Source organism: Sporomusa sp. KB1 (assembly GCF_007830295.1).
In the GTDB taxonomy this organism is placed as follows: Bacteria; Bacillota; Negativicutes; order Sporomusales; family Sporomusaceae; genus Sporomusa.
Genome location: NZ_VLKC01000002.1, coordinates 406,940 through 420,285, shown reverse-complemented (window position 1 = coordinate 420,285; position 13,346 = coordinate 406,940). Strand labels below are relative to the sequence as shown.

General features: G+C 37.2%; 12 protein-coding genes. 11 read left to right on the top strand and 1 reads right to left on the bottom strand.

Annotated features, from left to right (window positions below):
• Nucleotides 1–21 precede the first annotated feature (21 nt).
• The 11 genes from SALPA_RS05745 to rfbD all read left to right on the top strand — a co-directional run bounded on the left by SALPA_RS05745 (nucleotide 22) and on the right by rfbD (nucleotide 11,752).
• Nucleotides 22–1,473: a lipopolysaccharide biosynthesis protein gene (locus SALPA_RS05745; RefSeq protein ID WP_145090841.1), complete on the top strand. Its 1,452-nt coding sequence runs from the start codon at nucleotides 22–24 to the stop codon at nucleotides 1,471–1,473.
• A 204-nt stretch (nucleotides 1,474–1,677) separates the two neighbouring features.
• Nucleotides 1,678–2,838 carry a polysaccharide pyruvyl transferase family protein gene (locus tag SALPA_RS05740; RefSeq protein ID WP_145090838.1) on the top strand — a complete coding sequence of 387 codons (1,161 nt, stop codon included), beginning with the start codon at nucleotides 1,678–1,680 and terminating at the stop codon, nucleotides 2,836–2,838.
• Complete coding sequence (locus SALPA_RS05735) at nucleotides 2,817–3,818, top strand: glycosyltransferase family 2 protein (RefSeq protein ID WP_145090835.1); 1,002 nt, start codon at nucleotides 2,817–2,819, stop codon at nucleotides 3,816–3,818. The genes SALPA_RS05740 and SALPA_RS05735 overlap by 22 nt, the downstream gene beginning before the upstream one ends.
• 17 nt (nucleotides 3,819–3,835) lie before the next feature.
• A complete protein-coding gene (locus SALPA_RS05730) occupies nucleotides 3,836–5,065 on the top strand; it encodes an O-antigen ligase (RefSeq protein ID WP_145090832.1) in 1,230 nt (409 codons plus the stop codon).
• A gap of 289 nt (nucleotides 5,066–5,354) precedes the next feature.
• Entirely contained in the window at nucleotides 5,355–6,134 is a 780-nt protein-coding gene (locus SALPA_RS05725; RefSeq protein WP_145090829.1) for a glycosyltransferase family 2 protein, read from the top strand.
• 24 nt (nucleotides 6,135–6,158) lie between these two features.
• Entirely contained in the window at nucleotides 6,159–7,037 is an 879-nt protein-coding gene (locus tag SALPA_RS05720) for an NAD(P)-dependent oxidoreductase (protein WP_145090827.1), read from the top strand.
• Nucleotides 7,038–7,596: 559 nt separating this feature from the next.
• Complete coding sequence (gene rfbB, locus SALPA_RS05715; RefSeq protein WP_145090823.1) at nucleotides 7,597–8,676, top strand: dTDP-glucose 4,6-dehydratase; 1,080 nt, start codon at nucleotides 7,597–7,599, stop codon at nucleotides 8,674–8,676.
• 254 nt (nucleotides 8,677–8,930) lie between these two features.
• Nucleotides 8,931–9,281 (top strand): four helix bundle protein, encoded by a 351-nt coding sequence (locus SALPA_RS05710; RefSeq protein WP_145090821.1) that lies wholly within the window; start codon nucleotides 8,931–8,933, stop codon nucleotides 9,279–9,281.
• 134 nt (nucleotides 9,282–9,415) lie between these two features.
• Nucleotides 9,416–10,294 (top strand): glucose-1-phosphate thymidylyltransferase RfbA, encoded by an 879-nt coding sequence (gene rfbA, locus SALPA_RS05705; RefSeq protein WP_145090818.1) that lies wholly within the window; start codon nucleotides 9,416–9,418, stop codon nucleotides 10,292–10,294.
• A gap of 21 nt (nucleotides 10,295–10,315) precedes the next feature.
• The gene (gene rfbC / locus SALPA_RS05700; RefSeq protein WP_145090815.1) at nucleotides 10,316–10,873 is read left to right on the top strand and encodes a dTDP-4-dehydrorhamnose 3,5-epimerase; all 558 of its coding nucleotides are present in this window, start codon (nucleotides 10,316–10,318) and stop codon (nucleotides 10,871–10,873) included.
• Between the two features lie 54 nt (nucleotides 10,874–10,927).
• Nucleotides 10,928–11,752: a dTDP-4-dehydrorhamnose reductase gene (gene rfbD, locus SALPA_RS05695; RefSeq protein WP_145090812.1), complete on the top strand. Its 825-nt coding sequence runs from the start codon at nucleotides 10,928–10,930 to the stop codon at nucleotides 11,750–11,752.
• A gap of 1,075 nt (nucleotides 11,753–12,827) precedes the next feature.
• Here the strand turns inward: rfbD and istB are convergent.
• A partial coding sequence (gene istB, locus SALPA_RS05690) for an IS21-like element helper ATPase IstB (RefSeq protein ID WP_186450926.1) occupies nucleotides 12,828–13,346 on the bottom strand: 519 nt, incomplete at its 5' end.

Genomic DNA, 13,346 nt, shown 5'->3' with positions numbered 1-13,346 from the left:
TACAGATAAAGGATTATTAATATGAGTAATATCCAAGGAAGAATATCAGTAAATACTTTTATTAAATCGATATTTAAGTTCTCGATTTCATCATGGGTGAACTTCATTATTAGTATTATTTCAGTAACGATAATTACAAGAGTTTTTTCACCTGATTTATATGGAACCTTAAATATGTTCAATTCAGCTTCAAACGTATTGATGGGAGTAGCGTGTCTGGGGCTTGATAGCAGTTTTCTCAGATTTTATAATGAGCCTCCACAGGGATATGATGCGAAACAACTATTGGTAAAATGCATGGGGATACCGATAGCATTTTTAACAGTGTTATCATTATTAATTGTACCACTGTTTTATCAGCAGATATCAGATGCATTATTTAATAAGGTAAGTTTAGTTATTACTATTCTTCTTTGTGCCAATGCACTTTCTTTAGTGGTCTTGAATTTTTTCGCAACTTGTTATAGAATGCGTGGCGATGCCCGAAATTACACAATACAAAGTGTATTACTTCAGTTTTTTTCAAAATGTTTTGTAATCAGTGCTGCATTAGTTGAACCAAGTACAAATATAGTAATTACATTTAATACTATAGGAATTATTATCTTAACGGTAGTATATTTCTTAATTCAAAAAAAAGAGGTATTGCCTAAAAAAATAAATTGGTCATTTACCAATTTTACAGAAGTTTTGCAGTTTGCCGTTTTATCTTGGCCTATTGTAATGATAATACATTTAAATACATTTCTCTCTCAAATGGTAATTAATTGGAAATTAGGAGCATATTCACTTGGCATATATGCTTCAGCGGGAATATTTATAGGCATTATAGGCGTTATACAAAATGGTTTTAAAACATATTGGGCAGCTTTTATGTATGCAAAATATATTACAGAACAAGAAAAGATTAAAAAGGTACATAATTATGTATTGTTGTTTACTATAGCTTTATTAGGGATATTTATTATATTCCAAAATATCTTGTATTCTCTATTGGGTGGAAACTATCAGGAAAGTCGCTATTTTTTCACACTTATTTTAGTATATCCATTATTTCAGATTATCGCAGAAACAACTGCTTATGGTATTACAATTGCAAAAAAAATCCAATATAGTTTATTAATTAATTTATTGTCGGCTGTTATTAACGTGGTAGGTTGTTATGTTTTGTTATCTTATATGGGAATAATTGGTGCCGCTGTTGCATCTATGATTTCAGCGCTAATTTATCTTTTGTTATCAACTATTATTGGGCAAAAATACTATAGAAGTATCTGTCAGCCAGTAAAAACGTTTATGGTCATTATAATGATTTTAGTTCTTTCAATTACAAATTGTATATTTGTTAATCAATATATATTAGAAATGATGATTATTTTAGGAATACTATTTATTACTGCAGTTTCTTTTAAAAAAGAAATAAGTGAATTAATCATATTTTTGAAAAAATATAAAAGGAATCCGGTGGTATGAATGTTCGCATTTTAACGCTGGTTGCCACGGTCAGAATGATGAATTAAGCCAGTTTTTTGTAAGCAAGTTTCTTTTGAATACCGTAATTTACCGTTTTTTCGCTCAACCCGCCAATACGGTTAAATAGTATTTTAAGCGGAAAATCTTTATGTAAGAATTATTTAAAGGCTTAGAAATAATTAAGAACGAAAAGGATTGACTAAAATGAATAATAAAAAGATAAAGATACTTCATCTTGCCTCTTTTTTAGGTAATATTGGGGACTATGCTAATCACGCTGGATTTTATAAAAAGTTTAAAGAAAATATATTTAATAATGTTGAATTTAATCAAATAGAAATAAGAAAATTTTACAGAATGTATGCAGAAATGAAATTTGACGATAGATTTGCAGAAATGGTTAATCAGTATGATTTATTAGTACTAGGAGGAGGCGGATTCTTTGATTTGAAATGGGCCTACTCAAGCAGTGGTACAACAATTGACTTTTCAAAACAGTTAATTCATAAGATAAAAGTTCCTGTTTTGGTGAACGGAATGGGGTATCATGAATTTGGTGTAATAGATGAGGATAATGTCAATAAATTTAGAAGCTTCCTTGAAACTACTATTGATAATAATAATTGGTTTATTTCTGTGAGAAATGATGGTTCTTTTAGCAGACTGCATAATAGATATGGTAACGTAGTGGATAGAATATTAAAAATACCAGATCATGGAAGTTTTTTCTGTCCCAAAGAATATAATAGGCTTGGTCTAGAAGATAATGATAAAACGTGGATTGGAATGTGCATTACAAATGATTTGTTTAATGAAAAATTTAATAAAGATGTTAGTATAGATGATTTTAATGATCTTATTGGTCAATTCATTAACCATATTTTGGCGGAAACTAACAATGCAGGTATTATATTGTTTCCACATACACATCAAGACTTAACTACTATCGGCATACTTATGGAAAAGATTAAAGATCAATTCAGAAGAACAAGGTTGGCAGTTGCTCCTTTTTATTCCGGTGGTGGGGAGGCAGTAGACTATATCTTTGATTTATACAGAGTATGTTCTTGTGTAATTGGCATGAGGTTTCATTCAAATTTATGTTCAATCGGCATGAATGTACCTACAATTGGTTTGGCAGGACATGAACAAATATCTTCATTGTATGACGAGTTAGGTTTGGCGAAACGATGTGTTAAAATAAATAGTAAGCAGTTTGTAGAGGAATTATTATATAAATTGGATAATAGTTTGAATAATTTTGATGAAATTAAACAGAATTATGCTAAATTAAATGTTGGGTTAAATGATCAAGCAAATTTGTATTATAAGAAGTTAAATAAATGGTTGTCAACAAAGTATTAAGTAGGGGTGAAATGTTGTATACAAAACAGATATCTATTTCAATTGCTTTATGTACTTATAATGGTGCTAAATATATATTGGAACAACTTGATAGTATTGCAGCTCAGGAATATTTACCAACTGAACTAGTTATTTGTGATGATGCTTCTAGTGACAATACTGTTCTAATTATTAAAGAATTTGCCATGAGAGCACCGTTTCCCATAAAAGTATTTTGTAATGAGACTAGTTTAGGAGTAAGTAAGAACTTTGAAAAAGCAGTAAGCTTATGCAAGGGTGAGTATATTGCATTATGTGATCAAGATGATATATGGTTACCAAATAAAATTAAAGATTCAATAAATACCATAATAACTGAAGAAGAATGCTTAGGAAGTGAAATTCCGATACTTGTTCACTCAGATTTACAGGTAGTTGATAAACAATGTAATGTTATTCACTCTTCATTTATGCATATGCGGCAAATTCATCATGAGGAGAAAGAACAGCTTAAAGTTCTTCTGACTCATAATTTTGTTACCGGTTGTACAGTGATGATGAATCGATGTTTGATTAATAAAGCTCTTCCTTTTCCACCCAAAGTGTTGATGCATGATTGGTGGTTTGCCATAGTTGCAGCTGCTACCGGGAAAATATTGTTGTCACAAGAATCAAACATTTTATATCGTCAACATGGAAATAATCAGGTTGGAGCATGTGGATTTTATGCAATATATAATATGAAAAAAATATTTAAGCTTTCATATTTGGATAAACTATTTGCGGGTGCATTTTTGCAGGCAATCGATTTAAAAAATCACTTAGCTAAACTCAGTTATTCGAAGTCTACCTTTTTGGATGATTATATTAAAATTATTTTACAGGGAGGTATTAGCGCAGTATTAAGGATACATAAAATGGGTATATCTCAGCTGAGTTATATTAGAAGAATAATATTCTATTTAATATTAATTCGTTGTAAATATAAAGACTATATTTAGTATACGTGAGGTAACTAATGTTTAAATTATTTTTTATCATTATCTTTTATTTATTTTTGGCAGAACTAGTATTAGGTGGTCCCGGTTTTTGGGGAATTAATGAAATAGGAATATCAATCAGAAAATTAATTTTTATTGCGCTATTAATTACAGCATATATACAATTCTTTGAAAAGGGGAATTTTAAGGTATATTTTCGCGATAAACTTATTTTTTTGTGTATAGTTCTAAGTACAATTATTTGGATGTTGGTCTTACCAGTAGTAAATGGTCAAGGCTTGGGTTTTGCGTTTCAAGATGGCGGTTCAATATTTATATTTTTATTGTATTTCCCTATAGTACAGCTTATTCGTACAAAATTAATTAACTGGGAAAATGTTAAAAAATATTTTATTAATCTCATTATAGTAGTTGCTTTGTTTCAAGTATTAATTTGGATAAATGGTACTTTGGATCTTGGATTGTCTTTAAATATGATTAGCTTTTTTGGAGCAGATGAATATGGTTCAATTTATGTAGGTCATATGAAAGATGGCTTCTATAGGGTTATGTGGATTTCAACAGTTTTTACAATTCCGGGGATATTTTTAATTGCTGGTAATAGCCGAAATAATTTATTGGATTATATTAAAATAGTTTTATTCTTATTTACCTTATATATATCTTATACTCGTGCCTTATGGTTAGCATGCATAATTGGAATAATGCTTGTTTTATTAATAAGAAAAAGAATAAAGGTAAAAGGAATTGTTATAATTGCTGTTGTTTTATGTGGAATGATTGGTATTTCTATTTTTACAGATGTTAGTGAAACTACGTTTTCGAGATTAAATAGTCTCTATGATGATGATGGAACTTTAGAAAGAATCGTTCAAATTGATTCTATTTTAGACATGTGGACAAAAAATTTTTTATTTGGAATTGGATTTGGAGGACATGCGGAATATATTCGGGTTCAGGATGTCCCATTTACCTATGAGGTATCATTAGTTTCACTATTAATGAAATTGGGTTTTGTAGGTGTTTCACTATGGGGTTTAACTTTAGCTTGCCTTTTTTATCATGCAAAACCCCCATATGTAGATCGTGAAGGGAGGAAGAAATGGCTTTATACGCTTGCTGGGACAGTGGCATTTCTATTTAGTACTGCAACTAATCCTTATTTATTAAATTTTGTTGGGATGATCATTATTTTGTTCATGATAATCGAAATGGAAAAGATATATATAGAAAAGAAAACCAAATAGTTGATTTTTTTACAAGATTTTGTAGCAATAATAAATCTAGAATTTTTAATATATATAAATATCTAAAAAAAGACTTACATTAGGAAAAATTTTCTTCTTTTAATATCGTAGGTATCAAGTGATCAACGTTTGGAGATGACAGTTCCAACATTAATCTGATTGAAGAACTTTGGGGATGCAAAAAACATGCTTATCATTTGGTAGACGAAATTCGCCCAAGGATAAATGTTTGTTTCAAAAATTAATCAAATTCCTCAAATGATTATTATTCTTATAGTAGAGGTGAAAAATGGTAGATGTATTAGTTTGCATTGTTACATATAATAACGATAAAATAATTAAAGATACTATTGAGTCTATATTGAATTATACTGATGGTTTACTGTATAAAATAGTAGTTTTTGATAACAATTCATCTGATGAAACATTAAGCATAATAAATTCAATACAGTCGGCTAATATTATGATTCTTAGCAGTGATATTAATTATGGATTTGGCTATGGTCATAATCAAGTGTTAAAAAAATATGATGCGAAATATTACTTGATTTATAATCCGGATCTTAGAGTTAAAAATAACATTATAAAAGAGTTATATAATTATATGGAAGTTCACACTGATATAGGTATGCTAACACCCAAAGTAACTTATCCTGACGGAGAAATTCAATATTTATGCAAACAAAATCCAACGGTATTTGATTTGTTTGTACGACGTTTTTTACCAAAGCCTCTAAAAAGGCTATTCCAAAACCGAGAAGACTGGTTTCAAATGAAGTATACAGGATATAATAAAGAATTTGTAATACCATATGCAACAGGATGTTTTATGTTTTATAGAGGTAAAGTTCTGAACCAGATTAGTGGATTTGACGAAAAATTTTTTCTTCACATGGAAGATGCAGACATATCAAGAAGGACTAATAAAATATCTAAATGCATATTTTATCCTTACAATTCAGTAGAACATTTGTGGGGGCGAGGTTCTCATAAATCATGGAAACAAACTCTAATAACATTAAAATCAGCTATTTACTATTTTAACAAATGGGGATGGAAGTTTTATTAATTAAGAGGGGAGGGGTCAGTTAAATTGATACTAATAACTGGAATTACAGGGTTAACAGGAAGATTCTTATATGAAGAAATAAAGCACCGTATGCCTAATTTAGAAGTAAAGTATCTAGTACGAAATAATTCCAATATTTCTTTTATGTCTAAAGAAGATATTGATAATAGAATAGTTTTTGCAAATATTGAAAATATAAATGAATTGGAACAAGCATTTGAAAGTGTAGAAATGATTATTCATCTAGCTTACATTACTAATTCAGAATATGTGACAGAAGCATGTTTAAGAAAAGGCGTTAAAAGAGTCTTTTTTGTAAATACAACAGGTATGTATAGTAAATACAAGGCTTATGCAAAAATGTATATTGAGCTTGAAAAAAAGATGAAATCTAGTGGCTTAATTTATACAATAATAAGGCCGACAATGATTTACGGAAACCAACAAGATGTTAATATTCATAAATTAGTTAAATTGATAAATAAATGCAAGCTGTTTCCTGTAATCGGGAAAGGTAGCGGTTTAATGCATCCTATTTATGCATCTGATCTTGCTAAAGTTATATTGACTGCTTTTGAACGTGAAACAGTTACAAGGTATAAAGAATATAACGTTGCGGGGAAGTATCCAATAACCTATTTTAACTTATTAAATGAGATATCAATTGCTATGCAGAAAAAAGTATTCTTTATTCATATACCGTATTGTTTTGCTTTAGTTGTTGGCAAACTCGCCGACTATATTCCAAATGGAATTATTGATTATGAGAAGGTTAAAAGACTATTAGAAGACAAAAATTTTGATTATTCTTTAGCGGCTCAAGAATTAGATTTTAATCCAATTACATTTGGTGAAGGTATAAGATTGGAAGTAGAATCACTTAGAAAAGCAGGGATGATCTAATATAAAGATGAGAGTTATTTTCTCTGCCATGAAAAAGGAAGGTTTGGAGCCATCTGACAGCGGCTCGTCTGCAGAAAAAAAACAGGCTTTGATTGTTGTGGTATCTGGCGGACAGGTGTATAAAGACAGCAGCAGGGAAGTGCTGTAGTTGAAACGGAGTGCCACTCGCGACGGTTCTGACTGACAATGTTTTTGTTTGATAACACGCTGTCGGGAAGTCAAGATAAGGGGCCAGAAATTTGTATTGATAGATTTTACTTGTGAAATCTTCCAGAACAAACACGAGAAAAGGGACTAGCCTATTGTTGCGAGGGGCGTGGACGGCATTCTTACATTTAACTCATCATTAAAGTGAGGTGGAAGTCGAGCTACTCAACGTTGATGTGCCCAGGCATACGCGAAAAAGAGTGAAACAGGAATATATCATATAATGGTAAGAGGAGTTACTCATCAAACAAACATAGGAAATTTTGAGTACTTTGCGGAAAATTCTTGAATCAACTTTGTTTGGGATATTGGCAGAAAGAAAAATTATAGTATAGAAAGAGAGGCAAATTCTATGCAAACCATTCTTGTCACCGGCGGCGCCGGTTTTATTGGCAGCAACTTTATCCATATTGCATTACAGAATCCTAATATTCGTCTTATTAACCTAGACAAGCTAACTTATGCGGGAAATCTGGATTCGCTAAAAGATGTGGAGCACGATTTCCGATATACCTTTATCCAAGGGGATATTTGTGATAGTAATTTGGTAAATGATATTTTTACTCAATATCAGCCTGACAGCATCGTTCATTTTGCTGCCGAGTCCCATGTAGATCGGTCGATTGACGGGCCGGGGGAATTTATTCGCACCAACATTCAGGGAACTTTTACTCTCTTAGAAGGAGTGCGAAAGTATTGGCGGGAGATGGATAAAGAGAAACAAAACCAGTTTCGTTTTCTGCATATTTCAACCGATGAAGTATATGGCTCATTAGGGGATACCGGCTTTTTTACGGAAGAAACACCCTATGCACCGAATTCCCCGTATTCCGCATCCAAAGCATCGTCTGACCATCTAGTGCGGGCCTATTATCACACCTATGGGCTTCCGGTACTCATGACCAACTGTTCTAACAACTATGGCCCATATCAGTTTCCGGAAAAGCTGATACCTTTAATGATTTTGAATGCATTAGAAGGCAAGGCGTTGCCTATCTATGGTAATGGACAAAATGTACGGGACTGGCTGTATGTGGAAGATCATTGCCAGGCTATTCTGAGGGTTTTGGAAGCGGGAAAACCGGGGGAAAAATATAATATTGGCGGACATAATGAAAAGAAAAACCTTGATATTGTTCAGATTTTGTGTAAATTATTAGATGAAAAGCAGCCGCGCAGTGATGGTAAGTCCTATTGGGAACAAATTACCTATGTAAAAGATCGTCCCGGACATGATATGCGCTATGCCATTGACGCATCTAAGATTCAAAAAGAATTGGGCTGGGTGCCTGCTGAGACCTTTGAAACCGGGATTGTAAAAACTGTGGAATGGTATCTGAACAATTTGGAATGGTGCCGCCGGGTGACTGACGGCAGTTATCGGCGGGAGAGATTAGGGCTCGTGGCACGGGGCGCAGGGCACGAGGTGTAAGGCTTGGGGCTCGTGGCACGGGGCGCAAGGCACAGGGTGTAAGGCTTGGGGCTCGTGGCATGGGGCGCAGGGCACAGGGTGTGAGGTTTGAGGTTGCGTGGCACGGAGCCCAGGGCACGGGGTGTGAGGATTGGGGCGCGTGATGCGGGGCACGGGGCACGTGCCAGAGCCCCACTCTCTCCGAGCCTCGAGCCCTGCGCTCTGAGCCCTGCGCCTTGATCCAAGAGCCCTGAGCCACTTCTAGGAGGTTCTTTATGTCTAGTTTTCGAGATCTGCGGGTTTGGCAAGATGCAATGGATTTGACTGCTCAAGTGTATAAAATGGCGGAGCAAATTCCGCAACATGAATTGCATGGATTGATTTCGCAGATAAGACGCAGTGCAGTATCTGTACCTTCGAATATTGCGGAAGGTTGGGGAAGAAAACGAGATAAGGAATTTAATCATTTTTTAGATATTGCGCATGGAAGCTTATGTGAATTGGAAACACAGTTAGAATTAGCACAACGCTGTTATTCAGTTGAAATACATAATTTAAGCTTGCAATGTGAAGTGGTGCAAAAACAAGTACGTGCTTTGAAAAAGACAGTAGGGAACGGAACGTAAGGCGCGGGGGTATGGGCGCGGGGCACAGGGCACAGGGCGTGGGGCTCAGGGCTCCGTTCCTCGCAACCCCGCGCCATGCGCCCTGTGCCAGGAGCCTTACGCCTCGTTCCCTGAGCCATGAAAGGAATGAAAACATGTCTATAAAAAAGGGAATTATTCTGGCAGGTGGGTCAGGTACTCGTCTGTATCCGATTACAAAATCTATTAGCAAACAGCTAATGCCGGTATTTGATAAGCCTATGGTGTATTATCCATTATCAACCTTAATGCTGTCCGGGATTCAGGATATCCTGGTTATTACTACGCCACAGGATCAGGCAAGCTTTCAACAGTTATTGGGTACAGGCAAGCAATGGGGAATCAATCTGTCTTATGCCGCCCAACCCAGTCCGGATGGACTGGCGCAGGCTTTTTTAATCGGGGAATCCTTTATTGCCGGAAATGGATGTGCGCTGGTATTGGGGGATAACATTTTTTATGGGTATGGATTTAGTGAAAAACTGCAAAAAGCGACGCAGCAGGAGCAAGGGGCTACTGTTTTTGCTTATTGGGTGAAAGATCCAGAACGGTATGGTGTGGTAGAGTTTGATGCCGCTGGCAAGGCTGTTAGTCTGGAAGAAAAGCCGTCTAAGCCAAAGTCCAATTATGCGGTCACTGGGCTGTATTTCTATGACAACCAAGTGGTGGAACTTGCGAAAACGGTGAAACCTTCTGCCCGGGGGGAATTGGAAATTACCGATTTAAACCGGCTTTATTTAGAGCAAAATACACTTCGAGTAGAGACCTTAGGTCGGGGTTATGCCTGGCTGGATACAGGAACCCATGAGTCTCTTTTACAGGCTTCTGACTATATTGCGACCATTCAGGAACGTCAGGGTCTTATGGTAGCCTGTCCGGAGGAAATAGCCTACCGGATGGGATATATTTCCAGAGAGGAACTGGTTGCCCAGGGGGGGGAAATGAAGAAGAACGGGTATGGCAAGTATCTGTTGCAGATTGCTGGAGAAGAGTAAGAAATTTGGGAGTGAACAAATATGAATGTTATAGAAACAAAGCTTGATGGAGTGCTCATCATGGAGCCTAAGGTATTTGGCGATACCCGGGGCTTTTTTCAAGAAACCTGGAGCAAGCCGAAGTATGAAGCCATTGGCATTAAGGAAGAGTTTGTTCAGGATAATTTGTCCTATTCTACCCGTGGGGTTTTGCGTGGTCTACATTACCAGAATCCACATTCCCAGGGAAAATTGGTGTCGGTTGTGCAGGGAATAGTATTTGATGTAGCGGTAGATATTCGTGCAGGTTCGCCGACTTTTGGTCAATGGGTGGGGGTGGAGCTTTCTGGTGAGAACCATCGTCAATTCTGGATTCCGCCTGGTTTTGCCCATGGTTTTTGTGTGTTAAGCGATACTGTATATTTTACCTATAAATGCACTGATGTATATACACCGGCGGCCGAAGGCGGCATTATCTGGAATGATCCGGATATTGGTATCCAGTGGCCGATTGATGGTGCAGTGCTTTCAGATAAGGATCAGGTGTATCCGAGACTGAGAGATATAGCAGCCGATAAGTTGCCTGTATATAGGAGATAATGGGGGCGGTTTTTAAACCGCCCCATCATAATATAACCGAAAGGACAATGTGATATGAAAATTTTGGTAACCGGTGCTAATGGACAGCTTGGCCGGGAAGTGGCAAGGCAGGGAAGCGAACATGAATTGATTTTGACTGATTATGATACACTCAATATTACTGATGGAGTGGCAGTGGCCAAGTGTATGCAAGACAGTAAGCCAGATGCTGTGATTCATTGCGCGGCTTATACTAATGTTGATGGGGCGGAGGCTGACGAGGACGGGGCCTTTCGGGTCAATGTCATCGGTGCGCAAAATTTGGCTGCCGGTTGTTTGGAAACTGGAGCTCGGCTGGTATATGTGAGCACCGACTATGTGTTTGACGGGGCGGGGAACCAAGCTTACCGAGAATTTGATGCAGTCAATCCTCAAACGGTATATGGCAGAACGAAATGGCAGGGAGAAGAGATGGTACGGCAGTTACTAGGCCAGCATTATATTGTGCGTACTGCCTGGCTGTATGGTGAGGGAAATAATTTTGTGCGCACTATGTTGCGGCTAGCAGATGAGCAGGATACGCTGCGTGTAGTAGCTGATCAAATTGGGTCACCTACATCCACAGCGAACCTTACAACAGTTATTTTTAAGCTGTTGCAAACAAATGCTTATGGAACCTATCACGCCACCTGTCAGGGGCATTGTTCCTGGTATGATTTTGCCTGTGAAATTTTCCGGCAAGCAGGGAAAAAGGTCAAAGTAGAGCCGGTAACGACAGCAGAATTTCTCCGTCCGGCTAAGCGACCAGCTTATTCGGTGCTGGATAATTATATGCTTCGGATGACGATTGGTGACCCTATGAGAACATGGCAAGAGGCGCTCCAAGCCTATCTGAAGTGAAGTGTGGCAAAAGCAATCGATGCTAATTGTGAATGACAGAGTGGCAATTTCGGAGGTTCTTATATGGTGACTGGAGAGTGAAAAGTTCTCAAAAAAACAAATAACCCTTTCAAACAATGATATGATATCCAAAGGTCCCTCAACCAGAAAGGAAATCAGATCGCTGAAAGGGTTATACCCAATAGGGTATCCAATTTTTGCGATTGACCATACCCATGCTGAAATTTATTGATTCTGTGTTACATGATTTTCAACCTTGCTTTTCCCGCGAAAACACCTTCAAGTAGTTTGTAGTAAATTGTCCTTGGCTTGATGCTGCGTTCCGACCACTTAGGAATTATCTCCATTATGCGGGGGGATTTCCCTGAACCTAGCCTGCTACGAAATGAGTATTCCGGAGCCAACTACACCGCCTGTCCGGTGTTAGGAAACCGCAGTTCCGGATGATTGGAAACCGCAATTCCGGTCATGGAAACCGTGTTATTTATGAAAATTTCCCTTCTGTAATCAGATTATATTTCCTTCCATCATTCAATCAAGGGTACGCTTTGCCGAGCAAAAAGCGCTCGCCCTTGACTAAATGATTTCAGAAAATGATTTATAGTTAACAGGGAAATTCTACTCGGTAACACTTATCAAAATTCTAAAATCAACATCCAGAAGAATAAAGCGGTTTCCTAGTTTCGGATAGGCGGTTTCCACTTTGTCGGAACTGAGGTACTACCGCACCGTAATATTCACGAAACTCTCAACCATTTTTTTCGTTCCTTCGCCTAGTCGCTGGAATCCATTAGAAAGACATGGCTTCAGATCGTCTGGCGTCTTGCTCCCTTGCACTATGAATAATAATATTTTGGATAGAGCCACGAGTGTGCTCAACGAGACGAGAGCCACTATGTGCATCAATCGGAGCCACCCGTGTTCATGGTGAGAGCCATGCTCTATCGAAATTTCAAATTACTTTTGTTAGATTCCTTTGCGCTAGTGTGAAAAGCAATAGAAAAGTGAGCCATTTGACATTCAGAAAGTGAGCCACTTTTGATGCTCAAGAAGTGAGCCACCCCGATAAAAAATATTAAACCTCTTGGTCTCCGCTGTTGTTGTCTGGAGTCTCACCTCCAAACTGTCCGGTTGCCGCAATCCTCTGGCGGAGGCGGTATGAGGGACCGTTGGTATCGACAATATGAGAACGATGCGTCATTCGGTCCACGATAGCAGCAGTAAGCATAGGATCACCGAAGATCTCCGTCCAGCGTGAAAACTCCAGGTTCGTAGTGATGATCACACTGCCACGCTCATTACGACTGGATAGAATCTGAAATAGCAGCTCGGCGCTGGAACGCGCGAAGGTTAGATACGACAGTTCATCCAAAATCAATAGATTGAGTTTGGTGAGTTGTTGTTCCAACTTAGAAAGTGTGTGATTTTGCTGAGCTTCTAACAAATCATTCACTAGCCCCGCAGCAGTGTAAAACCGCACGCGCAGTCCTTTTTCACAGGCTTTTAGACCGAGGGCAGTTGCCAGATGCGTTTTCCCAGTACCAGGGTTGCCACAAAAGACAATGCCTTCTTTTTGCTGGATATATTGACAATC

What these genes read in the sequence shown, in the direction of transcription:
- rfbC (WP_145090815.1), top strand. Translation starts at nt 10,316, where the DNA reads ATGAATGTTATAGAAACAAAGCTTGATGGAGTGCTCATCATGGAGCCT.
- SALPA_RS05710 (WP_145090821.1), top strand. Translation starts at nt 8,931, where the DNA reads ATGTCTAGTTTTCGAGATCTGCGGGTTTGGCAAGATGCAATGGATTTG.
- SALPA_RS05735 (WP_145090835.1), top strand. Translation starts at nt 2,817, where the DNA reads ATGGTTGTCAACAAAGTATTAAGTAGGGGTGAAATGTTGTATACAAAA.
- SALPA_RS05745 (WP_145090841.1), top strand. Translation starts at nt 22, where the DNA reads ATGAGTAATATCCAAGGAAGAATATCAGTAAATACTTTTATTAAATCG.
- SALPA_RS05725 (WP_145090829.1), top strand. Translation starts at nt 5,355, where the DNA reads ATGGTAGATGTATTAGTTTGCATTGTTACATATAATAACGATAAAATA.
- SALPA_RS05730 (WP_145090832.1), top strand. Translation starts at nt 3,836, where the DNA reads ATGTTTAAATTATTTTTTATCATTATCTTTTATTTATTTTTGGCAGAA.
- rfbD (WP_145090812.1), top strand. Translation starts at nt 10,928, where the DNA reads ATGAAAATTTTGGTAACCGGTGCTAATGGACAGCTTGGCCGGGAAGTG.
- rfbB (WP_145090823.1), top strand. Translation starts at nt 7,597, where the DNA reads ATGCAAACCATTCTTGTCACCGGCGGCGCCGGTTTTATTGGCAGCAAC.
- rfbA (WP_145090818.1), top strand. Translation starts at nt 9,416, where the DNA reads ATGTCTATAAAAAAGGGAATTATTCTGGCAGGTGGGTCAGGTACTCGT.
- SALPA_RS05740 (WP_145090838.1), top strand. Translation starts at nt 1,678, where the DNA reads ATGAATAATAAAAAGATAAAGATACTTCATCTTGCCTCTTTTTTAGGT.